Annotated in this window: 28 protein-coding genes and 4 pseudogenes; 17 read left to right on the top strand and 15 right to left on the bottom strand. The window is 68.7% G+C overall.

Annotation, left to right across the window (positions count from 1 at the left end; all coding sequences use genetic code 11):
- From K344_RS25030 to K344_RS0112855, 9 genes and pseudogenes are all read left to right on the top strand, one after another.
- Nucleotides 1–414: pseudogene (locus K344_RS25030) on the top strand (GNAT family acetyltransferase); the annotation flags it as partial.
- Entirely contained in the window at nucleotides 415–1095 is a 681-nt protein-coding gene (gene rdgB, locus K344_RS25025; RefSeq protein WP_366508741.1) for an RdgB/HAM1 family non-canonical purine NTP pyrophosphatase, read from the top strand. It abuts the pseudogene before it with no gap.
- 3 nt (nucleotides 1096–1098) lie between these two features.
- The gene (hemW, locus tag K344_RS0112885) at nucleotides 1099–2250 is read left to right on the top strand and encodes a radical SAM family heme chaperone HemW (protein ID WP_028081011.1); all 1152 of its coding nucleotides are present in this window, start codon (nucleotides 1099–1101) and stop codon (nucleotides 2248–2250) included.
- Between the two features lie 78 nt (nucleotides 2251–2328).
- Entirely contained in the window at nucleotides 2329–2520 is a 192-nt protein-coding gene (locus K344_RS0112880) for a CPXCG motif-containing cysteine-rich protein (protein ID WP_028081010.1), read from the top strand.
- A gap of 31 nt (nucleotides 2521–2551) precedes the next feature.
- Nucleotides 2552–3025: an RDD family protein gene (locus K344_RS21605; RefSeq protein ID WP_043114461.1), complete on the top strand. Its 474-nt coding sequence runs from the start codon at nucleotides 2552–2554 to the stop codon at nucleotides 3023–3025.
- Nucleotides 3026–3102: 77 nt separating this feature from the next.
- Nucleotides 3103–3348, top strand: coding sequence for a type B 50S ribosomal protein L31 (locus K344_RS0112870; protein WP_028081009.1), 246 nt, complete (start codon nucleotides 3103–3105; stop codon nucleotides 3346–3348).
- 179 nt (nucleotides 3349–3527) lie between these two features.
- Nucleotides 3528–4811, top strand: a complete 1284-nt coding sequence (locus tag K344_RS0112865; RefSeq protein WP_028081008.1) for a malic enzyme-like NAD(P)-binding protein — start codon at nucleotides 3528–3530, stop codon at nucleotides 4809–4811.
- Nucleotides 4812–4826: 15 nt separating this feature from the next.
- Complete coding sequence (locus K344_RS0112860; protein ID WP_028081007.1) at nucleotides 4827–6122, top strand: citrate synthase; 1296 nt, start codon at nucleotides 4827–4829, stop codon at nucleotides 6120–6122.
- Nucleotides 6123–6196: 74 nt separating this feature from the next.
- The gene (locus tag K344_RS0112855; RefSeq protein ID WP_028081006.1) at nucleotides 6197–6562 is read left to right on the top strand and encodes a YidH family protein; all 366 of its coding nucleotides are present in this window, start codon (nucleotides 6197–6199) and stop codon (nucleotides 6560–6562) included.
- Between the two features lie 19 nt (nucleotides 6563–6581).
- Here the strand turns inward: K344_RS0112855 and K344_RS0112850 are convergent, their stop codons facing one another.
- The 3 genes from K344_RS0112850 to K344_RS0112840 form a co-directional block, all read right to left on the bottom strand.
- Nucleotides 6582–7094 carry a hypothetical protein gene (locus tag K344_RS0112850; protein ID WP_028081005.1) on the bottom strand — a complete coding sequence of 171 codons (513 nt, stop codon included), beginning with the start codon at nucleotides 7092–7094 and terminating at the stop codon, nucleotides 6582–6584.
- Nucleotides 7095–7204: 110 nt separating this feature from the next.
- Nucleotides 7205–8167: a magnesium transporter CorA family protein gene (locus tag K344_RS0112845; protein WP_028081004.1), complete on the bottom strand. Its 963-nt coding sequence runs from the start codon at nucleotides 8165–8167 to the stop codon at nucleotides 7205–7207.
- A gap of 65 nt (nucleotides 8168–8232) precedes the next feature.
- Nucleotides 8233–9417, bottom strand: a complete 1185-nt coding sequence (locus K344_RS0112840) for a lipid-transfer protein (RefSeq protein WP_028081003.1) — start codon at nucleotides 9415–9417, stop codon at nucleotides 8233–8235.
- 200 nt (nucleotides 9418–9617) lie between these two features.
- On the opposite strand from K344_RS0112840, the gene K344_RS0112835 reads away from it, so the two are divergent.
- Entirely contained in the window at nucleotides 9618–11048 is a 1431-nt protein-coding gene (locus K344_RS0112835; RefSeq protein WP_028081002.1) for an NAD-dependent succinate-semialdehyde dehydrogenase, read from the top strand.
- Between the two features lie 57 nt (nucleotides 11049–11105).
- Here K344_RS0112835 and K344_RS24095 read toward each other — a convergent pair whose 3' ends face one another.
- The gene (locus K344_RS24095; RefSeq protein WP_157622923.1) at nucleotides 11106–11288 is read right to left on the bottom strand and encodes a hypothetical protein; all 183 of its coding nucleotides are present in this window, start codon (nucleotides 11286–11288) and stop codon (nucleotides 11106–11108) included.
- Nucleotides 11289–11534: 246 nt separating this feature from the next.
- On the opposite strand from K344_RS24095, the gene K344_RS0112830 reads away from it, so the two are divergent.
- Nucleotides 11535–12272 (top strand): TetR/AcrR family transcriptional regulator, encoded by a 738-nt coding sequence (locus K344_RS0112830; protein ID WP_028081001.1) that lies wholly within the window; start codon nucleotides 11535–11537, stop codon nucleotides 12270–12272.
- A gap of 9 nt (nucleotides 12273–12281) precedes the next feature.
- On the opposite strand, the gene K344_RS24090 is transcribed toward K344_RS0112830, so the two are convergent.
- The 7 genes from K344_RS24090 to K344_RS24845 all read right to left on the bottom strand — a co-directional run bounded on the left by K344_RS24090 (nucleotide 12282) and on the right by K344_RS24845 (nucleotide 17399).
- Nucleotides 12282–12785, bottom strand: a complete 504-nt coding sequence (locus K344_RS24090) for a hypothetical protein (protein WP_157622921.1) — start codon at nucleotides 12783–12785, stop codon at nucleotides 12282–12284.
- A gap of 2 nt (nucleotides 12786–12787) precedes the next feature.
- Entirely contained in the window at nucleotides 12788–13108 is a 321-nt protein-coding gene (locus K344_RS0112825; protein ID WP_028081000.1) for a 2Fe-2S iron-sulfur cluster-binding protein, read from the bottom strand.
- Nucleotides 13109–13676: 568 nt separating this feature from the next.
- Nucleotides 13677–14324, bottom strand: a complete 648-nt coding sequence (locus K344_RS24085; RefSeq protein WP_157622919.1) for a hypothetical protein — start codon at nucleotides 14322–14324, stop codon at nucleotides 13677–13679.
- Between the two features lie 107 nt (nucleotides 14325–14431).
- On the bottom strand, nucleotides 14432–15703 hold the full coding sequence (locus K344_RS0112815) for an acetyl-CoA hydrolase/transferase family protein (protein WP_028080998.1): 1272 nt from the start codon (nucleotides 15701–15703) through the stop codon (nucleotides 14432–14434).
- Nucleotides 15700–16593 carry an HpcH/HpaI aldolase/citrate lyase family protein gene (locus K344_RS0112810; protein WP_028080997.1) on the bottom strand — a complete coding sequence of 298 codons (894 nt, stop codon included), beginning with the start codon at nucleotides 16591–16593 and terminating at the stop codon, nucleotides 15700–15702. Before K344_RS0112810 ends, K344_RS0112815 begins: the two co-directional genes overlap by 4 nt.
- 113 nt (nucleotides 16594–16706) lie before the next feature.
- Nucleotides 16707–17111, bottom strand: coding sequence for a hypothetical protein (locus tag K344_RS0112805; protein ID WP_157622917.1), 405 nt, complete (start codon nucleotides 17109–17111; stop codon nucleotides 16707–16709).
- Nucleotides 17112–17132: 21 nt separating this feature from the next.
- A complete protein-coding gene (locus K344_RS24845) occupies nucleotides 17133–17399 on the bottom strand; it encodes a hypothetical protein (RefSeq protein WP_366508740.1) in 267 nt (88 codons plus the stop codon).
- Between the two features lie 3 nt (nucleotides 17400–17402).
- Between K344_RS24845 and K344_RS25020 the strand changes: the two are divergent.
- The 4 genes and pseudogenes from K344_RS25020 to K344_RS25010 form a co-directional block, all read left to right on the top strand.
- Nucleotides 17403–17480 (top strand): annotated as a pseudogene (locus K344_RS25020) (hypothetical protein); the annotation flags it as partial.
- Nucleotides 17481–17515: 35 nt separating this feature from the next.
- A pseudogene (locus tag K344_RS25015) lies at nucleotides 17516–17713 on the top strand (acyl-CoA dehydrogenase family protein); the annotation flags it as partial.
- A 238-nt stretch (nucleotides 17714–17951) separates the two neighbouring features.
- Nucleotides 17952–18713, top strand: coding sequence for an SDR family NAD(P)-dependent oxidoreductase (locus K344_RS0112795; protein WP_028080994.1), 762 nt, complete (start codon nucleotides 17952–17954; stop codon nucleotides 18711–18713).
- Nucleotides 18710–18876 (top strand): annotated as a pseudogene (locus K344_RS25010) (nitronate monooxygenase); the annotation flags it as partial. The gene K344_RS0112795 and the pseudogene K344_RS25010, both read left to right, overlap by 4 nt.
- On the opposite strand, the gene K344_RS24840 reads toward K344_RS25010, so the two are convergent.
- The 4 genes from K344_RS24840 to K344_RS0112770 all read right to left on the bottom strand — a co-directional run bounded on the left by K344_RS24840 (nucleotide 18838) and on the right by K344_RS0112770 (nucleotide 23335).
- Nucleotides 18838–18963, bottom strand: coding sequence for a hypothetical protein (locus K344_RS24840; protein WP_281169457.1), 126 nt, complete (start codon nucleotides 18961–18963; stop codon nucleotides 18838–18840). The pseudogene K344_RS25010 and the gene K344_RS24840 sit on opposite strands and share 39 nt — an antisense overlap.
- Nucleotides 18964–19051: 88 nt before the next feature.
- The gene (locus K344_RS0112780; RefSeq protein WP_028080992.1) at nucleotides 19052–20029 is read right to left on the bottom strand and encodes a malate dehydrogenase; all 978 of its coding nucleotides are present in this window, start codon (nucleotides 20027–20029) and stop codon (nucleotides 19052–19054) included.
- 118 nt (nucleotides 20030–20147) lie between these two features.
- A complete protein-coding gene (locus K344_RS0112775) occupies nucleotides 20148–22646 on the bottom strand; it encodes an ABC transporter permease (protein ID WP_028080991.1) in 2499 nt (832 codons plus the stop codon).
- Nucleotides 22643–23335, bottom strand: coding sequence for an ABC transporter ATP-binding protein (locus K344_RS0112770; protein WP_028080990.1), 693 nt, complete (start codon nucleotides 23333–23335; stop codon nucleotides 22643–22645). The genes K344_RS0112775 and K344_RS0112770 overlap by 4 nt, the downstream gene beginning before the upstream one ends.
- On the opposite strand from K344_RS0112770, the gene K344_RS0112765 reads away from it, so the two are divergent.
- The gene (locus tag K344_RS0112765; protein ID WP_436278830.1) at nucleotides 23334–23972 is read left to right on the top strand and encodes an arylesterase; all 639 of its coding nucleotides are present in this window, start codon (nucleotides 23334–23336) and stop codon (nucleotides 23970–23972) included. The two genes, K344_RS0112770 and K344_RS0112765, sit on opposite strands and share 2 nt — an antisense overlap.
- The gene (locus tag K344_RS0112760) at nucleotides 23969–24472 is read left to right on the top strand and encodes a DUF2062 domain-containing protein (protein ID WP_028080989.1); all 504 of its coding nucleotides are present in this window, start codon (nucleotides 23969–23971) and stop codon (nucleotides 24470–24472) included. The genes K344_RS0112765 and K344_RS0112760 overlap by 4 nt, the downstream gene beginning before the upstream one ends.
- Nucleotides 24473–24481: the final 9 nt, after the last annotated feature.

Raw genomic sequence — 24481 nt, 5'->3', positions numbered from 1 at the left:
ATGAGCGGCGCCGCGCAACTCCGCTGCTTCACGCCGGCGGACAGCGCGGCGGTCGTCGCGCTGTGGCAGCGCTGCGGCCTGACGCGGCCGTGGAACGATCCGCAGCGCGACATCGCGCGCAAGCTGGCGCTGCAGGCGGACGGTTTTCTGGTCGCGGTCGACGGCGAGGCGATCGTCGGCAGCGTGATGGCGGGCTATGACGGCCATCGCGGCTGGGTGAACTACCTGGCGGTCGATCCGGCGTGCCGCCATCGCGGACTCGGCCGCCGGCTGATGGACGCCGCCGAGGCTTACGTCCGCACGCTCGGCGCGCCGAAGATGAACCTGCAGCTGCGCGAGGACAACGAAGGCGCCGCGCTGTTTTACGAGCGCCTCGGCTACCGGCGCGATCGCGCGCACAGCTACGGCAAGCGCCTGGTCGAGGACGGCGCGCGGCCCGCCGAGGCGCGCGCGGCGCTCGGCGACACGCTGGTGCTGGCCTCGCGCAATGCCAAGAAGCTCAAGGAAATGCAGGCGCTGTTCGCGCCGCTCGGCATTGCCTTGCGCCTGGTCTCCGAGTTCAGCGACGTCGAGCCGGCGGAAACCGGCGGCACCTTCGTCGAGAACGCGCTGATCAAGGCGCGCCATGCGGCGCGCGCGTCCGGCCTGCCGGCGCTGGCCGACGATTCCGGCCTCGAAGTCGCGGCGCTGCACGGCGCGCCGGGCGTGCATTCGGCGCGCTACGCGGGGGGTGAATCACCGCGCAACGGTTTCGCCATGGATGGCATGAGCCAGGCAGAGAAAGACCGTTTGAACAACGACAAGCTGCTCGCGGCGCTGCGCGCGATGCCGGACGCGCGGCGCGACGCGCGCTTCGTCAGCGTGCTGGCCTTGCTGCGCCATGCCGACGATCCGGTGCCGCTGCTCGCGCAGGGCTTCTGGAACGGCCGCATTCTCGACGCGCCGCGCGGCGCCGACGGGTTCGGCTACGACCCGCTGTTCTGGGTGCCGGACCACGGCTGCAGCGCGGCCGAGCTGGCGCCCGCCATGAAGAACCGCGTCTCGCACCGCGCGCGCGCCAGCGCCGCGATGCTGCGGATGATTGGTGATTGGTGATTGGTGGACGACGACATTCCGCTTGCGCTTTATCTTCACTTTCCGTGGTGCGTGCAGAAATGCCCGTACTGCGATTTCAACTCGCATGCGCTGCGCGGCGAGATGCCGGAAGACGCCTACGTCGCCGCCCTGCTGCGCGATCTCGATTTCGAACTCTCCGAATCGCGAATCACCCGGCACGAATCACGGCCGCTGGTCTCCATCTTCATGGGCGGCGGCACGCCCAGCCTCTTTTCCGATCGCGCGATCGGCCGCGTGCTGGAAGGCGTCCATCGGCGTCTGGCCTTCGCGCCGGACATCGAGATCACGCTCGAGGCGAACCCCGGCACGGCGGAGGCGGCGCACTTCGCCGGCTACGTCGCGGCCGGCGTCAACCGCCTGTCGATCGGCGTGCAGAGCCTCGACGATGCCCAGCTGAAGCGGCTCGGCCGCATTCATGATCGCGGCGAAGCGATCGCCGCCTACGAGCTGGCGCGCCGGGCCGGCTTCGCGAACATCAATCTCGATCTGATGTACGCGCTGCCGCGGCAGACGCTGGCCGAGGCCGAGGCCGACATCGCCGCCGCCCTCGCGCTCGCGCCGGAGCATCTGTCGTACTACCAGCTGACGCTGGAGCCGAACACCGAATTCGGCCTGCGCCCGCCGCCGCTGCCGGACGACGAGCTGGCCTGGGACATGCAGCTGCAGGGTCAGGCGCTGCTGGCGGGGCACGGCTACGCGCAGTACGAGGTCTCGGCTTACGCGCGGCCGGGTCGACGCGCGCAGCACAACCTGAACTACTGGCGGTTCGGCGACTATCTCGGCATCGGCGCCGGTGCGCACGGCAAGCGCACCGACGCGGCGGGCGTGCGCCGCCGCGCGCGGCACAAGCATCCGCGCACCTACCTGCAGCACGCCGGCGGCGCGCAGGCGGTGCAGGACGACCGCGTCATCGCCGCCACCGAGCTGCCGCTCGAATTCCTGATGAACGCGCTGCGCCTCAACGATGGCTTCGCGATCGCCGATTACGAGCGGCGCACCGCGCTGTCCTGGGCGCAGCTGCCGGCCGCGGCGACGGCGCGGGCGCGCGGCCTGATCGAGGAGGGCGGCGGCCGGGTGTGGCCGACCGAACTCGGCCTTCGGCATCTGAACGGACTGCTCGGCCTTTTCCTCTGAGGGATTCAGCCGCCGGCCGGCATGACGCTGGCATACGGTTCTGCAACACTCGCCACCGGCGCGTCAGTGGAATCCGTCATGCTCGATGAAGTCAGCGTCGTCTGTCCGGCCTGCTGGGAAGAGATCGTGCTCGAGATCGACCGCTCGGCCGGCGACGAGCAGGTCTACAGCGAGGACTGTTCGGTCTGCTGCCGGCCGATGACCGTGCATGTGCGGCTCGACGACGACGGCGAGGGCTGCACCGTCAGGGTGGAAGCGGAAAGCGACTGAAACCAGAACCGAAGCGGAAGGAAGAAGCGCGATGGACGAACTCAGCGAACTCAACGTGGCCGCCGCCGCGGCGCGCGGCGCGCCGGCCGAGCCGGCGGTCCGCTACGTCGGCTTCTGGGCGCGGGTCTTCGCGAGCCTGATCGATTCGATCGTGCTGCTGTTCGTGCTCGTGCCCGGCGCCCTGGTCCTGCAGCTGGCCGGCATCGGTGTCGCCGAGGACGACCCGTACTCGCAGCTGATCGTGCACCTGATGCTGGGCGCCGTGGTGCTCGCGTTCTGGATCACGCGCATGGCGACGCCGGGCAAGATGATCATCAATGCCGTGATCGTCGACGCCGGGACCTTCGGCACGCCGAGCTGGAAGCAGTACCTGGCGCGCTATCTCGCCTACTTCCTGTCGACCATCCCGTTCTGCCTCGGTCTGATCTGGGTTGCCTTCGACGCCCGCAAGCAGGGCTGGCACGACAAGATCGCCGGCACCGTGGTCATCCGGCGCCGCGACTGAGCGCCGCGGGGCTTGCGATCATGCCGGCCGGCCATTAAACTTTGCGCCCTTTCGAGTTTTTGCGTGAAGGTTTTCCCATGAAAGACGGCATCCATCCCGAGTACCGCACGGTCGCATTCAAGGACGGCGCCGCTGATCACGTCTTCCTGATCCGCTCCACGGTGAAGACCAAGGACACCCTGAAGATCGACGGCACCGAGTACCCGGCGGTCATGCTCGATACCTCGAGCCTCTCGCACCCGTTCTACACGGGCAAGCAGAAGGTCGTCGACACCGGCGGCCGCGTCGGCAAGTTCAACAAGCGCTACGGCGCCAAGAAGTAAGCCGCAGCGTTTTCGCTGTACGAGGTACCCGCAAGGCCGCGCTGATGCGCGGCCTTGCTGTTTCTGTGTCTGGCGGCATGGATTTGCCACAGCGACAGTCGAGCGTCCGTCCGGCGGCCGTGTCGGCTGCGGCGACGGCGCCGCGACAATGCGCGCCCCTCATTTGTGCGCCAGTCAGTATGAACGCCCCCGATCCGACGCCCGCGACGCTGCAGCAGGCGGCGCTCGACTATCACCAGTTTCCGAAGCCGGGCAAGCTCGGCACTGCCATCACCAAGCCGGTCGACAGTCCTGACGATCTGTCGCTGGCCTACAGTCCCGGCGTCGCCGAGCCGGTGCTGGAGATCCGCAAGGACGCCGAAGCCGCGTACCGCTACACGGCCAAGGGCAATCTGGTCGCGGTGATCTCCAACGGCACCGCCGTGCTCGGCCTCGGCGACTGCGGCGCGCTGGCCGGCAAGCCAGTGATGGAGGGCAAGGCGGTGCTGTTCAAGAAGTTCGCCGACATCGACGTGTTCGACATCGAGGTCGACGCCACGGCGCCCGGCGATTTCATCGACACCGTCGCGCGCATCGCGCCGACCTTCGGCGGCATCAACCTCGAGGACATCGCCGCGCCGGCCTGTTTCGAGATCGAGCGGGCGCTGATCGAGCGCTGCGACATTCCGGTCTTCCACGACGACCAGCACGGCACGGCGATCGTGCTCTGCGCCGGCCTGCTCAACGCGCTGGAGCTGCAGGGCAAGCGGCTCGAGGACGCGCGCATCGTCTGTCTCGGCGCCGGTGCCGCCGGCATCGCCTCGATGCGCCTGGCGCTCGACCTCGGCGCGCGCCGCGAGAACCTGCTGCTGGTCGACCGCAAGGGCGTGATCCACACCGCCCGCGAGGACTACGCGGGCCTGAATGCGGAGAAGCGCGAGTTCGCCGCCGAGCCTTCCGAGCGGCGCACCCTGGCCGGCGCGCTGGCCGGCGCCGACGTTTTCATCGGCCTGTCGGGCCCCGATCTGGTGCGCGACGAATGGCTGATGCTGATGAACGAGCGGCCGCTCGTCTTCGCGCTGTCGAACCCGGTGCCGGAAATCCTGCCGGAAGTGGCGCTAAAGGTGCGCAGCGACCTGATCATGGCGACCGGCCGCAGCGACTACCCGAACCAGGTCAACAACGTCCTCTGCTTCCCCTTCCTGTTCCGCGGCGCCCTCGACGTGCGCGCCCGCGTCATCAACCGCGACATGAAAATTGCGGCGGTCCGCGCGCTGGCCGCGCTGGCGCGCGAGGCGGTTCCGGCAGAAGTGCTGGCCGCATATAGGTTAAAATCGCTGGCGTTCGGTCCGGAGTACATCATCCCCAAGCCGCTCGATCCGCGCCTGCGCAGCGTTGTCGCGCCGGCTGTGGCGTGTGCGGCTGTCGACAGCGGCGTCGCGCGGTTGAACCTCTCCGAACCCGTCTCGACTCCTACCGCTTGAAGAACAGAGGTCCTCATGAGCACGCCTAGCTTCAGTCTGGTCAACAACGCCAACGGCGAGAAACTCGATCTGCCGGCCGTCGGCGGCACCCTCGGCCCGGTCGGTCTCGACGTCGGCAAGGTCTACGACAAGCTGGACGTGTTCACCTATGACCCGGGCTTCTCGTCGACCTGTTCGACGAAGTCGGCGATCACCTACATCGACGGCGACCAGGGCGTGCTGCTGTACCGCGGCTATCCGGTCGCGCAGCTCGCCGAGCACTGCTCGTTCATCGAGGTCGCCTACCTGATCCTCAACGGCGAGCTGCCGAACGCCGCGCAGCTGCAGGCCTTCGACCAGAGCATCCGCAAGCACACCATGATCAACGAGTCGCTGAAGGGCTTCTTCGGCGGCTTCCGCTACGACGCGCACCCGATGGCGATGCTGACCGGCGTGGTCGGTTCGCTGTCGGCGTTCTATCACGACACCACGAATAACAAGGATCCGCGGCACCGCGAGATCTTCGCGCACCGCATGATCGCCAAGATCCCGACGATCGCGGCGGCGGCCTACAAGCGTTACTTCGGCCAGCCGTTCATGTATCCGCAGAACCACCTCGACTACTGCAGCAACCTGCTGCACATGATGTTCGCGGTGCCGGCCGAGCCGTATCATGTCGATCCGATCGCCGCCAAGGCGCTCGACGTGCTGTTCATCCTGCACGCCGACCACGAGCAGAACGCCTCGACTTCGACCGTGCGCATGGCCGGCAGCACCGGCACCAATCCATACGCCGCGATCGCCTCGGGCATCGCCGCGCTGTGGGGTCCGGCGCACGGTGGTGCGAACGAAGCCGTGCTGAAGATGCTCGAAGAGATCGGCGACGTGAAGCATGTGCCGGCCTTCATGCAGAAGGTCAAGGACAAGGTCGACGGCGTGCGCCTGATGGGCTTCGGCCACCGCGTCTACAAGAATTTCGATCCGCGCGCGACCATCATCCGCGAGCAGTGCCACAAGGTGCTCAAGCATCTCGGCAAGGAAAACGATCCGCAGCTCGAGCTGGCGATGAAGCTGGAGGAAATCGCCCTGTCGGACGATTACTTCAAGGCGCGCAAGCTCTACCCGAACGTCGATTTCTACTCGGGCATCATCTACAAGGCGCTCGGCATCCCGGTCAACATGTTCACGCCGATGTTCGCCATCGCCCGCACCGTCGGCTGGGTCGCGCACTGGATCGAAATGGTCTCCGATCCGACCATGCGCATCGCCCGCCCGCGCCAGGTCTACACCGGCGCCGGCGAGCGCTCGGTGACCGCGCTCGACAAGCGCTGATACCCGCAGTCGCCCGAGAGCCCTCCGCAAGGAGGGCTTTTTCGTTGCGGCGCGTGCGGGCTATGCTGCGGCGCATGGCCAACGACGCCAGCAATTTCTTCGCCTCCGAACGCACCCTGCTGGCCTGGGTGCGCACCGGGCTGGCCACCATCGGCATCGGCTTCGTGGTCGAGCGTTTCGGCCTGTTCATGCGCGTGTTCGCCGGTCATGAGGGCATCGCGCAGAACGCCGGTTCGGCGCACGGTTCGGCGGTGCTCGGCGTGCTGCTCGTGGTGTTCGGCAGCCTGGCGATCGTCATCGGCATGCTGCAGCACCGCAGCTATCTGCACAGCCTGCCGCCGCAGAACCGGCCCGCCGGTTATCCGGTGCGCTGGGCGGTGGGTTTCGCCGCCGCCGCTGCGCTGCTCGGTTTCGCGCTCGCCATCTACCTGGTTCTCTGAAGCCCGCCGCTAGAAGCGCTTAGAAGCGCTTGGCGAAGTCCTGGAAGGCATCGTCGACCGTGCGCTTGGCGACCGCCAGCGCATCGCCGCCGGCCAGGCCGCGGCGCAGCTTGCCCTCGGTATGCGTCGCGTACAGCACGTGGCCGTCGGCGCTCTTCATCTGGATGTCGACGGCGATCAGGGCCTGGCCGGCCTTGCCGCGGAAGAGCGGCGGAATCAGGCGGATGCCACGATTGCCGTAGTCGGCGTTGATCGTCACGACGATGGTCGGCAGCTTGGCCGGCGCCTTCACCCAGACCGCCTTCCTGTCGCGCACCAGCGTCACCAGCCGGGTCTGCGCCTCGGCCTTGAGCTGCTCGTTGTACTGCTTGGCGTCGTCGGTCTGCGATTTCGAGGTGACGCTGACCGGCGTGAACACGAACTGCCTGGCCGTCAGCGGCGCCTGCGGCGCATTGGTGACGTTGTTGCGGATCGTCGTGCCGCAGGCCGCGCACAGCGCGAGGCACAGCAGCAGCAGGCAGCGTGGCAGCATGGCGAAGCGCTCCGGTGATGGCGTCGGGTAACGGCCATAGTGTGCCGCAGGCTCGCGTGCGGCGCTGTCGCGTGGCGCTGCGGACGCCGACGAAATCGGCGCGCCGCGGCTCAGAAGAATTTGTGCGCCTTGAAATACCAGTACAGCGAGCCGCCGATCGCGGCGAGCAGGCCGAGCGCGTAGTAATAGCCGTAGTGCCAGTGCAGCTCGGGCATGTTGTCGAAGTTCATGCCGTAGATGCCGACGATCAGGGTCAGCGGGAAGAAGATCGCCGACAGCACCGTCAGCACCTGCATGATCTTGTTGGTGCGGTGCGCGACCGAGGCGAAGTGCAGCTGCACCGCCGCCTCGAGATCGCGTTCCTGGCCGCTGGCATAGTTGAGCACGCGGTTGACGTGCTCGACGAGGTCGTGCACGCGCACTTCGAGCGCCTTGCTCCAGTCGAACTGGCTGCCGCGCCGCCAGGCGTCGAGCGCCTCGATCTGGCTTTCCGCCAGCGCCTCGAGCCGGCGCACTTCCTTGCGCGCCTCGAGCAGCCGGCGCCAGTCGGTCATCGGCGTCGACGGATCGAGCAGATCGTCCTGCATCTCGGTCAGGACGTTCGCCATCGGTTCCTTGATCGCCAGGAAGCGGTCGATCATCGCGTCGAGAATCTGGTGCGCGAGCAGCAGCGGCGACGGCGGCGGTTTGAGACGGCTGTCGAGCAGGCGCGAGCAGGTGTTGACCACGCTGACGCTGTCCGGCGCGCGGATCGTCACCAGCACGCGCTTGAAGATGAAGAACGCCGTGCTGCGCGATTCCAGCGGAAAGGGCTGCTGGCGCGGGCCGAGGCCCTGGAAGATCAGCATGTCGTAGTCCGGCGTGCCATCGAAGAACGACGGATGCGCGGCATTGAGGCTGTCGTCGACGTGCTGCTGGTCGATCGCCGTGCGCACGATCGGCTCGGCCCAGCAGGGCCAGGCCTGCGCGTCCTCGCGGACGAGATCGGCCCACAGGAAGCCGCCGGCCGGCGGCGCCTCGCCCTCGGCGAGCTTGCGCGGCGCGTGCCCGTTCTCGAAGTAATAGAGATTCATGGAGCGAAAATAACAGGCCGCCGCCGGCGCGCAAGCCGGCGGCGATCGGCCGCACGCGGCGTCTTCTACTGGTTGCGGTAGACCGTGACCACGCAGGCGCCGCCGAGGCCCAGGTTGTGCTGCAGGCCGACGCGCGCGCCTTCGACCTGGCGGCCGCCGGCCGTGCCGCGCAGCTGATGGACCAGCTCCGTGCACTGCGCGAGGCCGGTCGCGCCGAGCGGATGACCCTTCGACAGCAGGCCGCCGGACGGATTGGTGATGTAGCGGCCGCCGTAGGTGTTGTCGCCGTCGTTGACGAACTTCTCGGCGCCGCCGACCGGGCACAGGCCGAGCGCCTCGTACGAGATCAGTTCGTTGTGCGCGAAGCAGTCGTGCAACTCGACGACGTTGACGTCCTCCGGCCCGATGCCCGCCGCCTCGTAGGCCTGGCGCGCGGCTTCCTGCGCCATGCTGAAGCCGACCACCTCGCGCATGTCGCGCGCTTCGAACGACTTGTTGGTATCCGTGGTCATCGCCTGCGCGGCGATCCACACGTCCGTGCGCAGGCCGTGCTTCTTCGCGAAGTCCTCGCTGCACAGTACCGCGGCGGCCGCGCCGCAGGTCGGCGGGCAGGCCATCAGGCGCGTCATCACGCCCTCCCACATGACCGGCGCGGCCATCACGTCCTCGGTCGTGACCACCTTGCGGAACAGCGCCAGCGGATTGTTGGCGGCGTGGCGGCTGGCCTTGGCGCGGATGCTGGCGAAGGTCTCCAGCCGGGTGCCGTACTGCTGCATGTGCGCGAGGCCGGCGCCGCCGAAGTAGCGCAGCGCGAGCGGGATCTCGCTGTTGCCGACCAGTTCGTCGGCGGCGGTGTCGAACTTCTCGAACGGGCTCGGCCGGTCGGTGAACACGGTCTTGATCGCGCCCGGCGGCATCTGCTCGAAACCGAGCGCGAGCACGCACTCGGCCATGCCGGAAGCGATCGCCTGGCGCGCGAGGTACAGCGCCGTCGAACCGGTCGAACAGTTGTTGTTGACGTTGACGACCGGAATGCCGGTCATGCCGACCTCGTAGAGCGCGCGCTGGCCGGCGGTGGAGTCGCCGTACACGTAGCCGACGTAGGCCTGCTGGATCTTCGCGTAATCGACGCCGGCGTCGCTCAGCGCGGCGCACGTGGCGTTCGCCGCCATGAGCGGATAGGGATCGCTGGCACCCGGCTTGGTGAACGGAATCATGCCGACGCCTGTGACGAAGACTTTCCGGCTCATGACGATGCTCCTTCGCGGTGATGACGCCGCGAAGCCCGTGCTTCGCCGGCGGGGGAATGGACAGCCGCCTATTCTAGGCCGGCGGCCGCGAAAACAGAAATTGCGCAAATGAACGCCAGCGTTGACTAGACGCGCAGGGGAGCGCCTTGAATTCGGGCCGCGCGTCGCCTAGCGTAGCAGCCCCGGCGAGGAGAACGACGATGAGCGAGTTGATGCGCGAAGCGGCCCTGATCGACGGTCAGTGGCTGACGGCCGAGAAATGGATCGACGTCGACAACCCGGCCACGGGCGAACGCATCGGCCGCGTGCCACGCTGCAGCGGCGCGCAGACGCAGCAGGCGATCGACGCCGCCGAGCGCGCGATGGGCCCCTGGGCCAGGCGACCGGCCAAGGAGCGCGCCGCAGTCCTGCGCCGCTACTTCGATCTGATCATGGCGAACCAGGACGCGCTGGCCGCGCTCCTGACGCGCGAACAGGGCAAGCCGCTGGCCGAGGCGCGCGGCGAGATCGCTTACGCGGCCGGCTTCATCGAGTGGTTCGCCGAGGAGGCCAAGCGCACTTACGGCGACGTGCTGCCGAGCCACGCGGCCGACAAGCGCATCGTCGTGCTCAAGCAGCCGATCGGCGTCGTCGCGGCGATCACGCCGTGGAATTTCCCGGCGGCGATGATCACGCGCAAGATCGGCCCCGCGCTCGCCGCCGGCTGCGGCGTGGTGCTCAAGCCTGCCTCGCAGACGCCGTTCACCGCGCTCGCGCTCGGCGTGCTGGCGCAGCAGGCCGGTCTGCCGGACGGCCTGCTCAACATCGTCACCGGCAGCGCCGGCGAGATCGGCGAGGTGCTGACGCGCAGCGCGACCGTGCGCAAGCTGTCGTTCACCGGCTCGACCGCGGTCGGCGCCAAGCTCTACGAACAGTGCGCGCCGACCATCAAGAAGCTGAGCCTCGAGCTCGGCGGCAACGCGCCGTTCATCGTCTTCGACGATGCCGACCTCGACGCCGCCGTGATCGGCGCCATCCAGTCCAAGTTCCGCAACGCCGGGCAAACCTGCGTGTGCGCCAACCGCATTTACGCGCAGGCCGGCATCTACGAGGCCTTCGTCGACAAGCTGGCGGCGGCGACGGCGAAGCTGCGCGTCGCGCCCGGCGACGAGGCGGGCGCCGAGATCGGTCCGCTGATCGACGAGAAGGCGGTCGCCAAGGTGCGCGAACACATCGACGATGCGCTCGCGCACGGCGCGCGCGTCGTCACCGGCGGCAAGCCGCATGGGCGCGGCGGGCGTTTCTTCACGCCGACGGTGCTCGCCAATGTCACGCAGGCGGCGGCGATCGCGCGCGAGGAAACCTTCGGACCCGTGGCGCCGGTGTTCAGGTTCGGCACCGAGGACGAGGTCATCGCCATGGCCAACGACACGCCGTTCGGCCTGGCCTCGTACTTCTATGCCCGCGACCTCGGCCGCGTCTGGCGCGTCGCCGAGCGCATCGAGGCCGGCATGGTCGGCGTCAACACCGGCCTGATCTCGACGGAGCTGGCACCGTTCGGCGGCGTGAAGCTGTCCGGCCTCGGCCGCGAAGGCTCGAAGTACGGCATCGACGATTATCTGGAAATCAAGTACGTCTGCCTGAGCATTTGAGTGCTGCAGCGTCGCGGCGGCGGCCGGCGCGCCCCCTCGATGCGGTTCTCCGGCGCCTCAGGCGTTGACGTCGACCACCACCGACGCCGGGAAGTCCAGGCCGTCCTCGTAGTTGACCGTCGAGTACTCGACCGTCGCGGTCGCCGCGGCTTCCGGCAGCTGCGACTCGTCGATATCGTGAGAGCGACGACTGCGCGGTCTCGTTCTTCGTGATGAGCAGGGCCTTGAACATGCGGTCACTGTCGGGCGCTGTGCGATGGGCGGAAAACGCGGCGATCATGCCGCATCGCGCCAGGCGGCTGATCAACATCGGTGTCTGATGCCGCGCCGGGCATGCCGAACTGCGTCACCCGTCGTATGTGGCGGCACGGCGACCCCGATCCAGCGGATCGCGGCCGCGCGGACCTTGCAGGCCTGTCGGGATGTCGGGCGGATGTCAGTGTTGCGAATATCCGCTACGATCGCGCCCATTTATCGGGGTCGGGGATGGCATTAAAAAAGGCCAAATCAGCTGGCGCGAAGCCGCGGCGCCGCCGCGATCCGGATGGTACGCGCACGGCCATTCTGCAGGCCGCCGGCACGCTGCTCGCGAAGGACGGGCCGCAAGGACTCAGCGTCTCGCAGGTCGCTCAGCTGGCCGGCGTCAACCGCGGCACCGCCTATCAGCACTTCCAGACGCGCGAGCAGCTCGTCGAGGCGACCACCGGCTGGGTCAGCGAGCAGCTGTGCCAGGCCGCCTTCGGCAAGACCACGGGCGGCAAGAGCAGCCGCAAGCCGTCGCCGGAAGAGCAGGCCAGGCTCGTCGATCCGCGCAGCGGCGTGATCGAGCACATCGTCGAGTTCGCGATGGAGAATCCTGAGCTGGCGCGCGCCTGGCTCTTCCACGTGCTCGCCTCTCCGCAGCCGGCCCATGATCCGTTCTGGAAGATGTACCGCCAGCGCTTCGAGGAGTACGTGAAGACCGATTCGGCGCAGCCGGGGATCGACGTCGAGGTGCACACCGTGCTGATGCTGGTCGGTACCTTCCTATGGCCGGTATGGGCGCGCGCCCACGCCCGCACCGCCAAGGAGCGTCAGCAGCTGGCGCTGCGCTTCACGGAAGAAATCGCGCGCCTGAGCCTGTACGGCACCATGCGGCCGGAGAAGTATCCGAAGCTGGTTGCGCGTCTCTCCAAGAGGACGCAGCCGAAGCCGGTCGCCGCCAAGAGCGGTCGCGCCAAGTAAGCGCTTCGTTCACGCCGGACGTCGATCGTGGCGCCCGGCGCCGTCGCGGCAGCGCCGCGTGGCATTGCGGTTCTTGCCTGTCGTCGCAGCGGCTCCTGTTCGGCGCCGCATGCGCGTCGTCTCCTTCCGCTCCATTCCGCGTTTGCGCCGGCCATGCCGGCGCGGCATGTCGCGCCCGTCCTCGCCCAGCGTCATCGGCGCCATCGCGCCATCTCCGCGGGCGGTGTCGTCCGAAGGCTTTTTGCACACCGCCGTTGATGACCACCTGAGTTCCGACCCCGGACGACCTTGATCTCGCGCCGGTTGTAGATGTCGCGGCTGCTCACCGGCCAGGGCATCTTCAGCGCCGCGATGCGCGCCGTGCCATGCATCTCGTGGAGGCTCCAGCCCGGCACCTCGCGTGACCCGATGCGGATGCCGTCGGCTTCTTCTCCAGCTTCCAGCCGCCGTCGGCGCGGCCGGCAGCGCCAGGCCGAACAGCAGCAGGGCCGCGAAAGCGCGCACGCTGCGCATGATCAGATCTGGCTGGCCGGCAGGCGCACGACGAGGCCGTCGAGCGCGTCGGTGAGGATGATCTGGCAGGTCAGGCGGCTGTTGCTTTCCACGTTCAGCGCGCCGTCGAGCATCATCTCCTCGGCTTCACTCTTCGGATCGACCTTGTCGAGCCAGGCCGGGTCGACGTAGCCGTGGCAGGTGGCGCAGGAACACGCGCCGCCGCAGTCGCCGAGGATGCCCGGCACCATGTTTTCGGTGGCAATCTGCATCACGTTCTTGCCGGCTTCGGCTTGCACGCGATATTCCTTGCCGGTGTGATCGATGAAAAGAATGTTCGGCATGTGGCACTCGTAACGGGGGATGTGCAGCGATGTGTGGCGGCGCCCATCGCGAGACTCTCGCGCCGGCGTTCCGCCTTGGTGGATTTTGACATGGCGGGGCAGGATCGGGATGGCCCTGCCCCGCAGGCGGTCGTAACCAGGCCGCCCCAGAGCACCTGGCTGTGCGGCAGCCGCAGCACCAGGCCGTCGCTGGCTTCGAGCTGGCAGCTCAGCCGGCTGTCGGCTTCGGTGTGCAGTGTGCCTTCCAGCATCTGCCAATCTGGGGACGGCCGGGGGCCTTCAAGAACGAGGCGCTAGGGTCACCTCTGGCACCCTTGAGCGGCCAACGAGGTTTACTTGCACTCGTTCCGGTGCCGGGTGGTTGTTTCTTGCCGCAGGCGTCGCTTCGTCTCTTTGGTCTTCTAAGAGGCGGCAAGGATGCGGAGTTCGGAGGCCGGCAAGTCAACGCGACGTTCCTGCCGCCGCTTCGCGCCGTCAGGGCCGCGGGTTATGCTCGTTAGGCATCGCAAATGCAGTCCGGGCATTCCGTCACGCGCCAATGGATGGAGTTCAGACCATGGCAACCGAATCAAAGCAAAACCCCAAAGATGGCGACCGTTGCTTGGTCGTCGCCGGTACGCATTCGGGGAAGTCCGGCGTCGTTCGTGACATCAACACTAGCAAGACCGGCCATGTCACCCTCACCGTGGTGCAGGCCAATGGGGAGAGGTTCAAGACCCTCGCCAAAAACGTCACCGTTCAATCGCTCTCTGGCAAGTAGTCGCTCGGCCGAGTGAGTTACCCTTTTCTCCAGAATCTGAAGCAAATGCCAGGTGTCACTTGTCGCATCGGCGGCTTGCCGTTCTTGAGCTGCAACTTGAGGCCTTGCTTGGCCCAGGCGCAGCCTGATCCCTTCTACAGGGAATTCCTGCCCCCAAGCCCCGCAGGTGAAGTGAAACGCTGATCGCTGGCCCGCGAAGGTGGTTGCCGTCGTGCATTCGGCTTTGTCGAGGGCCTGCGTTGCAGGCCGAGCCTTCATGGAAATCCGCGCCGGCAAAGCCATACGTTCAAAACGAGCTTTTCGCTCATCCTGGTTATCGGCTTTTTCCCGGATGGTTCGACCGTCTACGCCATGATCCGCTGTCTTCTCGTGCGCAACCGTTGAAAAGGGCTTTGTTCTGCCCGCCGCATCCGCCTCGGCCACCTCGAAGGGGACGGCATCAGTGGCGGTGGTCATGGCTCTTGTCCCTGTGCGACAGCCCGATCAAATTTCATGCCCGCGGGAGGCGTCCAGAGCGGGAGAAGCCGGAGCGGGTTTCATCACGGGAATGACGACACAGAAAATCAAAACCCGCGCTGACGGATGGTGTGCGCGGCGCGGCCGAGTTCCTCGCGGAAGTCCGGATGCGCGATCGCGATCAGGCGGCGCGTGCGTTCGGCCAGCGTCTGGCCTTTCAGCTCGGCGGCGCCGAACTCGGTGACGATGACGTCGACGTCGCTGCGCGCGGTGGTCACCGGGCCGGCGAGCTTGACGACGATCTTGCTGATCGTGCCGCCCCTGGCCGTGGCCGGCAGGGCGATGATCGAACGGCCGCCGTGGCTGCGGCTGCCTGCGCGCACGAAGTCGACCTGGCCGCCGGTGCCGCCGAGATAGGCGCTGCCGCTCTGCTCGGCGTTGACCTGGCCGCCGAGATCGACTTCGAGCGCCGAGTTGACCGTCACCAGCCGGTCGAGCTGCGCGAGCACGGCGGCATCGTGCGTGTACGAGGTCGCGCACATGCGCATGGCCTTGTTGCGGTGCGCCCACTGGTAGAGCTTGCGCGTGCCGACCAGCGCGCCGTTGATCGACACGCCGGTGTCGATCTTCTTGCGCGCGTTGGTGATGACGCCGGCTTCCACGAGTTCGACGAGGCCGTCGCCGAGCATGCCGGAGTGCACGCCGAGATCCTTGCGGTCGCGCACGAGGCGCAGGATCGCGTCCGGCACGGCGCCGACGCCGGTTTGCAGCACGCTGCCGTCCTCGATGTACTGCGCGGCGAATTTCGCGATCGCCTCGTCGGTTTCGCCGATCTTCGCGGCGCCGACTTCCACCGGCATGCGCGACACCGGCACGGCGACGTCGATTTCCGAGGCGTGAATCGTCTCGCCGCAGGTGAATGGCACCTGCTCGTTGACCTCGGCGATGACGACGCGCGCCTTCTGCACGGCGGCGCGCACGTAGTCGCTGATCAGGCCGCAGCTGTGGTCGCCGTTCTCGTCGGCGGGCGAAACCTGCACGAAGGCGACGTCGCAACCGATGATGCCTTGCTCGATGTACGGACCGACCTGGCTGACGTGGCAGGGAATGACCTGCAGCTTGCCGGCGGCGGCGAGCGTGCGCAGCGTGCCGATCGCGCCCATGCTCGACAGCGTGAAGCCGGCGACGGCTTCCGGCGTCAGCAGCTTCGAGAAGCTGGTCGCGGTGAACGCCGACAGATCGCCGATGGCCGCGGCCTGCGCGATCAGCGCCTCGATCAGCGTCTGCGGTTCGCCGCAGGCCTGGCCCCAGACGATGCGGTCGCCGCGCTTGAGATACTTCGCCAGATCGAGCCGGACGGGTTCGACGCTGACGCTCATGACGCGCTGCGGCCCGCGAATTGCAACAGCTGCCGGGCGCGCGCCAGATGCGGCCGATCGAGCATGCGGCCCTTGTAGCCGATCGCGCCGACGCCCGGATTCGCCGCGAACAGATCGACGATCTCCTGCGCCTGCGCGATTTCATCGGCGCTCGGCATGAAGGCCTCGTTGATGACCTCGACCTGCGCCGGGTGGATCGCCAGCATGCCGCGGAAGCCGGCGCGACGGCAGGCGATGGCGCGCTTGCGCAGGCTGTCGAGATCCTTGTAGTCGCCCTGGATGGTGTCGATCGCCGCGACGCCGGCGGCGCCGGCGCCGCACAGGCACAGCGAACGCGCGAGTTCGTAGGTGAAGCCGTAGCTGCCGTCCGGGTTCCGGGTCTCGCTGGCGCCGAGCGCGGCGGCGAGATCCTCGGCGCCCCAGGTCATCGCGACCAGGCGCGGCGCGCCCTTGTAGGTGCCGGTCGTGAACATGCCCTCGGCGGTTTCAGTGATCAGCGGCAACACCTTGGTACTGCGGAGCGCGATGCCGTTCGCCGCCTCCAGTGCCGAGAGGTAGTGATCGAGCAGCACGAGATCGTGGCCGCCCCGCGTCTTCGGCACCATGATGCCGCCCGGCTTGCCGGGCATCACCGCGGCGAGGTCGTGCAGCGCGTGCTCGCTGGCTAGCGGGTTGATACGCACCCACAGGCGCGAGGTGTCGGCCTGCGCTTTCAGGAACGCCGCGGTCAGCGTGCGCGCCTTGGCCTTCTCGCCGGGCGCGACCGCGTCTTCGAGATCGATCAGCGCGATGTCCGCCTTGCTCGCGGCGGCCTTCGCCATCTTCTTCTCGCTGTCGCCGGGCGCGAACAGCCAGGAGCGGGCGCTGAACATCTCGGTTGCCTTGGTCATCGGGGGCTCGTCAGTTCTGAAAACAGCATTTTGAACCACAGATGACGCAGATGCCGATATGAAGCGACGCCGGCTGAGGCGATCCCGTCTCGCGGGCTGGCGCCCGCTCGGCTTCAGTGCTGCGCCGCCGCGGCGGCGGCGAGCGCGCGTTGCGCGCGCAGCTTGAAGGCGCGCGCGATCAGCGTCTGCTGATCCGCTTCGGAGACGTCGGCGGCGAGGAACAGCACCTCGCCGTCCGGGCGTACTTCGCTCTTGCCGTCGCGCGTCATGAAGACGATTTCGAGCGTGTCCGGACGCGCGTCGGAGCGATAGGTGTCGGGCTCGCCCGGATAATCCATCACGGTGTTTACCGTCGTCGTGCGCAGCTGCTGCTCGATCTCCTTCTGCAGGCGCGCGTCGTCCTGCGCCTTGGCCGGTTTCGCGGCCTTGGCCGGCGTCCTGGCTTGCGCCGGCCACACGGCGAGCAGCCCGATCAGGAGCAGGCATTGCAGCAAGGGCGTGGGGCGAAACAGGGACATGGGCGCCTCGGAGATTCGTCGTCAGACCGCTACGCGGACCGGCTTACGGTAACCGAGCGTGGCCGAGATCGCGACCGCTTCCTCGCGCACCAGCCTGGCGAGTTCCTCGCGCGGTCGCGGTCTTCCGCCGACAGGCGCTGCGGCCTGAGCGCGCGCAGACGGCGGCGCAGCCGCGTCCGGCAGGGCGGCGATCCGCACGCGCGCGGTGAAGGTCGACGCGGCTAGCGCCGCAGCGGCGCCAAGCGGTTCATTGCCTCGGCGAAGATCGCCGGCATCGCCGTCGTCCACGCGGTGAGCGACCCGGCCGCCGGCAAGAAGCGCATCAGCGGCTTCATCGTGCCGACCGACAGCCCGGGCTCCGGCATCGACGAGGTCGAGCACAAGCTCGGCCAGAACGCCTCCGACACCTGCGCGATCCGCTTCGACGACATCTTCGTGCCGGACGGGCGGCGCCTCGGCAAGGCGGGCGCCGGGAAGCGTCGAAGGCCAGGCACGTCGCCTCGGAAACCGCCGAGGCCGTCGTCTCCGGCGCGATCCAGACGCTCGGCGGCTGCGGCTGTCTCGAGGAGTTCGGCGTCGCCGGGATCGATCGCGACGTGCGCAACTGCCGGATCTGCGAGGGCACCCCGGACATCCGGCGCATGGTGATCGCGCGCGCTTTGAGAGAAGATTTCTCAACCACAGATTCGCGCAGATTCGCGCAGATTCAAGCGAGAGAGAAAGTGCCGCTTCAATCTGTGTTATCTGTGGAATCCGTGGTTCATGAAGCGTTTTACGAAAAGCTGTTTTTCAGTCAGCCAAGCAGAACACAGCCGGGTAGTGACCCGCGAAGGACAAGCAATGGAGATCAAGGGAGTTGCCGCGGTGGTCACCGGCGGCGCATCGGGACTGGGCGGCGCAACCGCGGCACGCCTCGCAAAGGCCGGTGCCAGGGTCACGCTGTTCGACCTCAACGCCGAGCTCGGCAAGAAAACGGCGGCGGAGGTCGGCGGCCACTTCGTCGCCGTCAACGTCTGCGACGAGGCGGCGGTCGAAGCCGGTCTCGCCGAAGCGGAGAGCCGGCACGGCGTCGCGCGCATCCTCGTCAACTGCGCCGGCATCGCGCCGCCGGGCAAGGTCGTCGGCCGCGACGGCAAGGCGCTACCGCTCGGCGATTTCAGCAAGATCGTCAACATCAACCTGATCGGCACCTTCAACGTGCTGTCGAAGTTCGCCGCGCGCCTGCACACCGCCGATCCCGTCGGTGAAGAGCGCGGCGTCATCATCAACACCGCCAGCGTCGCCGCGTTCGAAGGCCAGATCGGCCAGCCGGCCTACGCGGCCTCGAAGGCCGGCGTGGTCGGCATGACGCTGCCGATCGCCCGCGAGCTGGCGCGCTACGGCATCCGCGTCGTGACCATCGCGCCGGGCATCTTCTACACGCCGATGATGGAATCGCTGCCGAAGGAAGCGCAGGAATCGCTCGGCAAGCAGGTGCCGTTCCCGAGCCGCCTCGGCCAGCCGGCGGAATACGCGCAGCTGGTCGAGAGCATCGTCGCCAACCCGATGCTCAACGGCGAAACGATCCGTCTCGACGGCGCGATCCGCATGGGTGCCAAATGACGATCCGCAGGCGCTTCACCGGACTGCTCGGCATCGAGCACCCGATCGTGCAGGGCGGCATGATGCGGGTCGGCCGCGAACTCGCGGCGGCGGTCTCGGCATTCTCTCCGCGCTGATGCAGCCGTCACCGGATGCGCGGCGCGCCGAGATCGAGTGCTGCCGCGCGCCGCGCAGCAGAAGCGGCGAAGCCGACAACATCGGCATGCACGAAAAAGGCCGCCCGGAGGCGGCCTTTTCCCTTCTTCGTCATGCCCGCGAGGCGGCCATCCGGGGCGCGGTCCCGGTATCACGGGATCCCCGCTTCGCCGCGATGAGCTGCGGCGCCGTGGCGCCGCCGCTCACTTGAGCAGCTCTTCGATCGCCGCGCGCTCTTCACGCAGCTCGGCTTCGGTGGCGTCCATGCGCGCACGCGAGAAGGCGTCGATCGGCAGGCCCTGCACGATCTCGTACTTGCCGTTGGCGCAGGTCACCGGATAGCCGTACACCACGCCCGGCTTGATGCCGTAGGAGCCGTCGGACGGGATGCCCATGCTGACCCACTTGCCGTTGGTGCCGAGCGCCCAGTCGCGCATGTGATCGACGGCGGCCGAGGCGGCCGAGGCGGCCGACGACAGGCCGCGCGCCTTGATGATGGCGGCGCCGCGCTGCTGCACGACCGGGATGAAGTCCTTCTCGATCCAGTTCTGGTCGACGAGGCTCTTGGCCGGCTTGCCGGCGACCGTCGTGTTGCTGATGTCCGGATACTGGGTCGCCGAGTGGTTGCCCCAGATGATCATCTTCTCGATGTCGGTGGTTTTGGCGCCGGTCTTGGCGGCGAGCTGGCTCAGCGCGCGGTTGTGGTCGAGGCGGACCATCGCCGTGAACTGCTTCGGATCGAGCGACTTGGCGTTGCTCTGCGCGATCAGCGCGTTGGTGTTGGCCGGGTTGCCGACCACCAGCACCTTGACGTCGCGGCTGGCCTTGGCGTCGATCGCCTTGCCCTGCACCGAGAAGATCTTGGCGTTGGCTTCGAGCAGGTCCTTGCGCTCCATGCCCGGGCCGCGCGGACGCGCGCCGACGAGCAGCGCGTAGTCGGTGCCGTCGAAGGCTTCCATCGGGTCCGCCGTCGCCACCGTGCCCGCGACCAGCGGGAAGGCGCAGTCGTCGATTTCCATCACCGTGCCCTTGAGCTTCTCCAGCGCGTCCGGGATGTCCAGCAGCTGCAGGATGACCGGCTGGTCCGGGCCCAGCATCGAGCCGCTGGCGACGCGAAAAATGAGCGAGTAGGCGATCTGGCCGGCGGCGCCGGTGATGGCGACCTTGACGGGCTTCTTCATGTGGACAACTCCGGAAAAAGAACGGGCGGGTACCGCAATGGGGCCGCAATTCTAAACAATCGTGGCGTCTGGCGGAAAAACGCCCAGCGGGCGGCGCCGCGCCGCGCCCGGCGCCGGCTCAGCCCTGCCGCAGCACGACGCTCGGCGGCGTGCGCAGGGTCGAGCGCAGCGACAGCCAGCCGAGCGCGCAGACGATGGCCGCGCCGCCGGCCATGCCGATCAGCCACAGCAGCGGGCGCGGCCCGTAGGCAATGTGGAAGACCTGCGCCGCCAGCGTCCAGGCCAGGGTCTGCGCGGCGATCGCCGCGACCAGGCCGGCGAGTGCGCCGAGCACCAGATACTCGGCGGCGAGGCCGCGCGCGATCAGTGCGGTGCGCGCGCCGAGCGTGCGCAACAGCGCCGTCTCGCGCACGCGCTCGGCGCGCGTGCCCTCGATCGCCGCGAGCAGCACGGCGAGGCCGGCGGCGAGCGTGAACAGGAAGATGAACTCCACCGCGCGCACGATGCGGTCGATGATGCCGCGCACCTGCGACATCAGCGCGTCGACGTCGAGCACGCTGACGTTGGGGAAGGCGCCGACCAGTTCGCGCAGCAGCGCGCGCCGGTCGCGCGGCAGGTAGAAGCTGGTCAGGTACTGGCGCGGCACCTCGTCGGCGACGGTGCCGTCCGGCGCCATCAGGAAGAAGTTCGGCCTGAAGCTGTCCCAGTCGACGGTGCGGAAGTTCTTCACCGTGAAGGTCTGCTGCGTGCCGGCGAAGTCCAGCGTCATGGTGTCGCCGATCTTCAGCTGCAGGCGCTCGATCGCGTACTGGTCGGCCGACAGCCAGGGCTGGCCGCGGCCGGCTTCGCCCCACCACTCGCCCTGCGTGATGCGGTTGTCGGGGTTCAGCGTATTGCTCCACGACAGATTGAAGTCGCGGTTGATCCAGCGCTGCGTCTCCGGGTCGGGGAAGGACTCCGGCGTCACTTCGCGGCCGTTCAGCGCCACGAGGCGGCCGCGCGCCATCGGCCACAGCACGAGATCGGCATAGCCGTGCTTGGCGAAGAAGGCTTTCAGCGGCTCGCGCTGCTCGGTCTGGATGTTGATGAGGAACTGGTTCGGCGTGTCGTCCGGCAGCTTCTTGCGCCAAGTCGAGAGCAGATCCTCGCGCACCACCGACACCAGCAGCAGGGCCAGCAGCGACAGGCCGAGCGCGGTGACCTGGGCGATCGTCGCGCCGCGCCGCCGCGCGATATTGCCGAGCCCGAAGCGCCAGGCGAAGCCGCCGCCGCCGGCGCGCCGGCGCAGCGGCGTCAGGCCGCGCACCAGCAGCCAGGCCGCCAGGGCGAGCGCGGCGAGCGTCGCCGCGCTGCCGGCGAGCACCCAGGCCGCGAGCTGCACGTCGCCGGTCGCGAACCACAGCAGCGCCGCCGACGTCGCCAGCGCGAACAGGGTGACGACGCGCGTCGCCGGCATGCCGCCCTCGGCGCGCTGGAACACGCGCAGCGGCGGCGTGTTGCGCGCGGCGAGCAGCGGCGGCGCGGCGAAGCCGAGCAGCAGCAGGAGTCCCAGCGCCGCCGCCGCGACGAGCGGCAGCAGCGGCGCCGGCGGCAGCGCGAGCTGCATCAGTCCGCCGAGCACGCGCGCCAGCACCTGCTGCGCCAGATACGCCAGCAGCGCGCCGGCGGCGCCGGCGACGAGGCCGAGCAGCAGCAGTTGCAGCAGCAGCGCGCGCGTCAGGAATGCCCGGCGCGCGCCGAGGCACTTGAGCAGCGCGATCTCGTCGCGCAGCTTCTCGCCGTACTGGCGCGCGGCGAGGGCGACGGCGGCGCAGGCGAGCAGCGTCGCGGCGAGCACGGCGATATCGAGGAACTGGCCGGCGCGCGCGATCGAATTGCGCAGCTCGGGACGCGCGTCCTGCGGCGTCGTGCGCTTCACGCCGCGCGGCAGTTCGAGTTCGCGCAAGGGTGCGAGCGCGGCGCGCTCGCCGGCCACGTAGAGGCTGTACTGCGCGCGGCTGCCGGGCACCAGAAGACCGCTCGCCGGAAGATCAGCGGCATTGAGGATGAGGCGCGGCGCCAGATCGGCGAAGCCGTTGCCGCGGTCCGGCTCGTTGTCGAGCACGGCGGCGACGCGCAGCTGCAGGCGTCCGGCCTGCAGCACGGCGTCCGGCGCGAGCTGGAGATCCTGCCACAGCCGCGCGTCGACCCAGGCCGCGCCGCGCGGCGGCGCGCCGTGCGCAACATGCGTTTCGCCGAAGGGCTGCGCCGCCAGGCGCAGCTCGCCGCGCAGCGGATAACCGTCGGCGACCGCCTTGATCGACACCAGCGCCGACGCGTCGCCCGCGAACACGACGCTGGAGAACTGCGTGACGTCGAGCGTGCGCAGGCCCGGCGCCGCGGTCTGCGCGCGCAGCGCCGCCGGCAGCGGATCGCGGCCGCTGAAGACGAGGTCGGCGCCGAGCGTGTCGCCGCTCTGCTCGCCGATCGCCAGGCGCACGCGCTCCGTGAAAAGATGCACCGAGCCGCTCGCGGCCACGGCGATGCCGAGCGCGAGCAGCACGATCAGCAGCTCGCCCGAGCGCCAGCCGCGGCGCAGGCGGCGCAGGGCGAACGCCAGTGACGAACCGCCGCTCATGGCGCCTGCAGCCGTCCGCCGCTGAGCGTGACGCGCCGCGCGCAGCGTTCGGCGAGGCTGGCGTCGTGCGTGACCAGGATCAGCGTCGTGCCGCGCGCGCGGTTCATCTCGAAGAGCAGGTCGATGATGCGTGCGCCGGTCGCGGTGTCGAGATTGCCGGTCGGTTCGTCGGCGAACAGGATGGCCGGCTCGCCGCAGAAGGCGCGCGCCAGCGCGACGCGCTGCTGTTCGCCGCCGGACAGCTGCGCGGGATAGTGCTCGAGCCGCGCGCCGAGGCCGACGCGCTCGAGCGCCGCGCTGGCGCGCGTGCGCGCGTCGGCGAGGCCGGCGAGTTCGGCCGGCAGCATGACGTTCTCCAGCGCGGTGAAGCCGGCCAGCAGTTGGAACGACTGGAACACGAAGCCGACGCGGCCGGCGCGCAGCGCGGCGCGCGCGTCCTCGTCGAGCGCGGTCAGCGACGCGCCGGCGAGGCTGATCTCGCCACGCGTCGGCAGGTCGAGCCCGGCCAGCAGCGACAGCAGCGTGGTCTTGCCCGAGCCGCTGCTGCCGACGATGGCCAGCGATTCGCCGGCGGCGATGTCGAGATCGACGGCGTCGAGGATCGTCAGCGGCGTGCCGCCGCTGCTAACCTGTTTGCTCACCCCTCTTGCGCGAACGGCGAAGTCCGAAACCGCAATGTCCGAAGCCATGCTCAAACGTTTCCTGATCTCTTGTGCGCTGCTCGCGTCGGCGGGTCTGGTTCAGGCGCAGGACGCGGCCGCCGCGACCGGCGCCGTGCCGACCTGGCTGGTGCTCGGCGACAGTCTCAGCGCGGCCTACGGCATTCCGCAGTCGCGCGGCTGGGTCGCCTTGCTGCAGCAGCGGCTGAGCGAACGAGGCTATCGCGCGCGCGTCGTCAACGCCAGCGTCAGCGGCGAAACCACGGCCGGCGGACTCGCGCGCCTGCCGGCCCTGCTCGCGCAGCACAAGCCGGCGCTGGTGCTCGTCGAGCTTGGCGGCAACGACGGCCTGCGCGCCCTGCCGGTGGCGAAACTGCGCGACAACCTCGACCGCATCGCCATGCTCGCCAGCAAGGCCGGCGCGCGGCCGGTGATCTTCGAGATGCTGCTGCCGCCGAACTACGGCGCCGACTACGCGCAGCAGTTCGCGGCGAGCTTCGCGCTCGTCGCGCGCCACCACGGCGCGCCGCTGGTGCCGTTCCTGCTCGCGCCGATCGCCACCGATCCGGCGGCGTTCCAGGACGACGGCATCCATCCGCTGGCCACGTCGGAGCCGAAGATCCTCGATGCGGTGTGGCCGCATCTCGAACCGCTGGCCAGGCCTTGAGCGCCGGCGGCCCGCAGGATTTCTGGCGGCGACGCGTCGTCGAGCCGATCGTCGCCCAGCTGCGCCAGGGCATTTCGGCGGACAGCATCGCGCTGACACTGGCGCTGGCCGCCGTGCTCGGCGTGTTCCCGGTGTTCGGCGCGACGACCTTTCTCTGCGTGATCGCCGCGATCTGGCTGCGCCTCAACCAGCCGCTGATGCAGCTGGCGAACTATCTGCTGACGCCGCTGCATCTGGCGCTGCTGCTGCCGTTCTACCGCGCCGGCGAGACGCTGTTCCGCCAGGAGCACGTGCCGATTCTCTCGGTCGGCGATCTGGCCGCGCGCTTCGAGGCCGGCCCGCGCCAGTTCCTCGTCGACTACGGCTGCGTGGTGCTGTACGGGATCGGTGTCTGGACGCTGCTGGCGGCGCCGGTCGCCGCGCTGCTGTTTCTCGTGCTGCGGCCGGTGCTGCGCCGTCTCGCGCTGCGCATCGGCGCACCGCGCGCCGCGGCGGGCTAGTGTCGACGC

It is taken from the genome of Solimonas soli DSM 21787 (assembly GCF_000474945.1).
In the GTDB taxonomy this organism is placed as follows: domain Bacteria; phylum Pseudomonadota; class Gammaproteobacteria; order Nevskiales; family Nevskiaceae; genus Solimonas; species Solimonas soli.
This window is presented reverse-complemented; position numbering and strand designations above follow the sequence as displayed.

Excerpts from the sequence above, each read along its gene's own strand:
- K344_RS0112880 (WP_028081010.1), top strand. The coding sequence starts at position 2,329 with ATGCTCGATGAAGTCAGCGTCGTCTGTCCGGCCTGCTGGGAAGAGATC.
- K344_RS21605 (WP_043114461.1), top strand. The coding sequence starts at position 2,552 with ATGGACGAACTCAGCGAACTCAACGTGGCCGCCGCCGCGGCGCGCGGC.
- K344_RS0112870 (WP_028081009.1), top strand. The coding sequence starts at position 3,103 with ATGAAAGACGGCATCCATCCCGAGTACCGCACGGTCGCATTCAAGGAC.
- K344_RS0112865 (WP_028081008.1), top strand. The coding sequence starts at position 3,528 with ATGAACGCCCCCGATCCGACGCCCGCGACGCTGCAGCAGGCGGCGCTC.
- K344_RS0112860 (WP_028081007.1), top strand. The coding sequence starts at position 4,827 with ATGAGCACGCCTAGCTTCAGTCTGGTCAACAACGCCAACGGCGAGAAA.
- K344_RS0112855 (WP_028081006.1), top strand. The coding sequence starts at position 6,197 with ATGGCCAACGACGCCAGCAATTTCTTCGCCTCCGAACGCACCCTGCTG.
- K344_RS0112850 (WP_028081005.1), bottom strand. The coding sequence starts at position 7,094 with ATGCTGCCACGCTGCCTGCTGCTGCTGTGCCTCGCGCTGTGCGCGGCC.
- K344_RS0112845 (WP_028081004.1), bottom strand. The coding sequence starts at position 8,167 with ATGAATCTCTATTACTTCGAGAACGGGCACGCGCCGCGCAAGCTCGCC.
- K344_RS0112840 (WP_028081003.1), bottom strand. The coding sequence starts at position 9,417 with ATGAGCCGGAAAGTCTTCGTCACAGGCGTCGGCATGATTCCGTTCACC.
- K344_RS0112835 (WP_028081002.1), top strand. The coding sequence starts at position 9,618 with ATGAGCGAGTTGATGCGCGAAGCGGCCCTGATCGACGGTCAGTGGCTG.
- K344_RS0112830 (WP_028081001.1), top strand. The coding sequence starts at position 11,535 with ATGGCATTAAAAAAGGCCAAATCAGCTGGCGCGAAGCCGCGGCGCCGC.
- K344_RS24090 (WP_157622921.1), bottom strand. The coding sequence starts at position 12,785 with ATGCGCAGCGTGCGCGCTTTCGCGGCCCTGCTGCTGTTCGGCCTGGCG.
- K344_RS0112825 (WP_028081000.1), bottom strand. The coding sequence starts at position 13,108 with ATGCCGAACATTCTTTTCATCGATCACACCGGCAAGGAATATCGCGTG.
- K344_RS24085 (WP_157622919.1), bottom strand. The coding sequence starts at position 14,324 with ATGACCACCGCCACTGATGCCGTCCCCTTCGAGGTGGCCGAGGCGGAT.
- K344_RS0112815 (WP_028080998.1), bottom strand. The coding sequence starts at position 15,703 with ATGAGCGTCAGCGTCGAACCCGTCCGGCTCGATCTGGCGAAGTATCTC.
- K344_RS0112810 (WP_028080997.1), bottom strand. The coding sequence starts at position 16,593 with ATGACCAAGGCAACCGAGATGTTCAGCGCCCGCTCCTGGCTGTTCGCG.
- K344_RS0112805 (WP_157622917.1), bottom strand. The coding sequence starts at position 17,111 with ATGTCCCTGTTTCGCCCCACGCCCTTGCTGCAATGCCTGCTCCTGATC.
- K344_RS0112795 (WP_028080994.1), top strand. The coding sequence starts at position 17,952 with ATGGAGATCAAGGGAGTTGCCGCGGTGGTCACCGGCGGCGCATCGGGA.
- K344_RS24840 (WP_281169457.1), bottom strand. The coding sequence starts at position 18,963 with ATGACGAAGAAGGGAAAAGGCCGCCTCCGGGCGGCCTTTTTCGTGCAT.
- K344_RS0112780 (WP_028080992.1), bottom strand. The coding sequence starts at position 20,029 with ATGAAGAAGCCCGTCAAGGTCGCCATCACCGGCGCCGCCGGCCAGATC.
- K344_RS0112775 (WP_028080991.1), bottom strand. The coding sequence starts at position 22,646 with ATGAGCGGCGGTTCGTCACTGGCGTTCGCCCTGCGCCGCCTGCGCCGC.
- K344_RS0112765 (WP_436278830.1), top strand. The coding sequence starts at position 23,334 with ATGCTCAAACGTTTCCTGATCTCTTGTGCGCTGCTCGCGTCGGCGGGT.
- K344_RS0112770 (WP_028080990.1), bottom strand. The coding sequence starts at position 23,335 with ATGGCTTCGGACATTGCGGTTTCGGACTTCGCCGTTCGCGCAAGAGGG.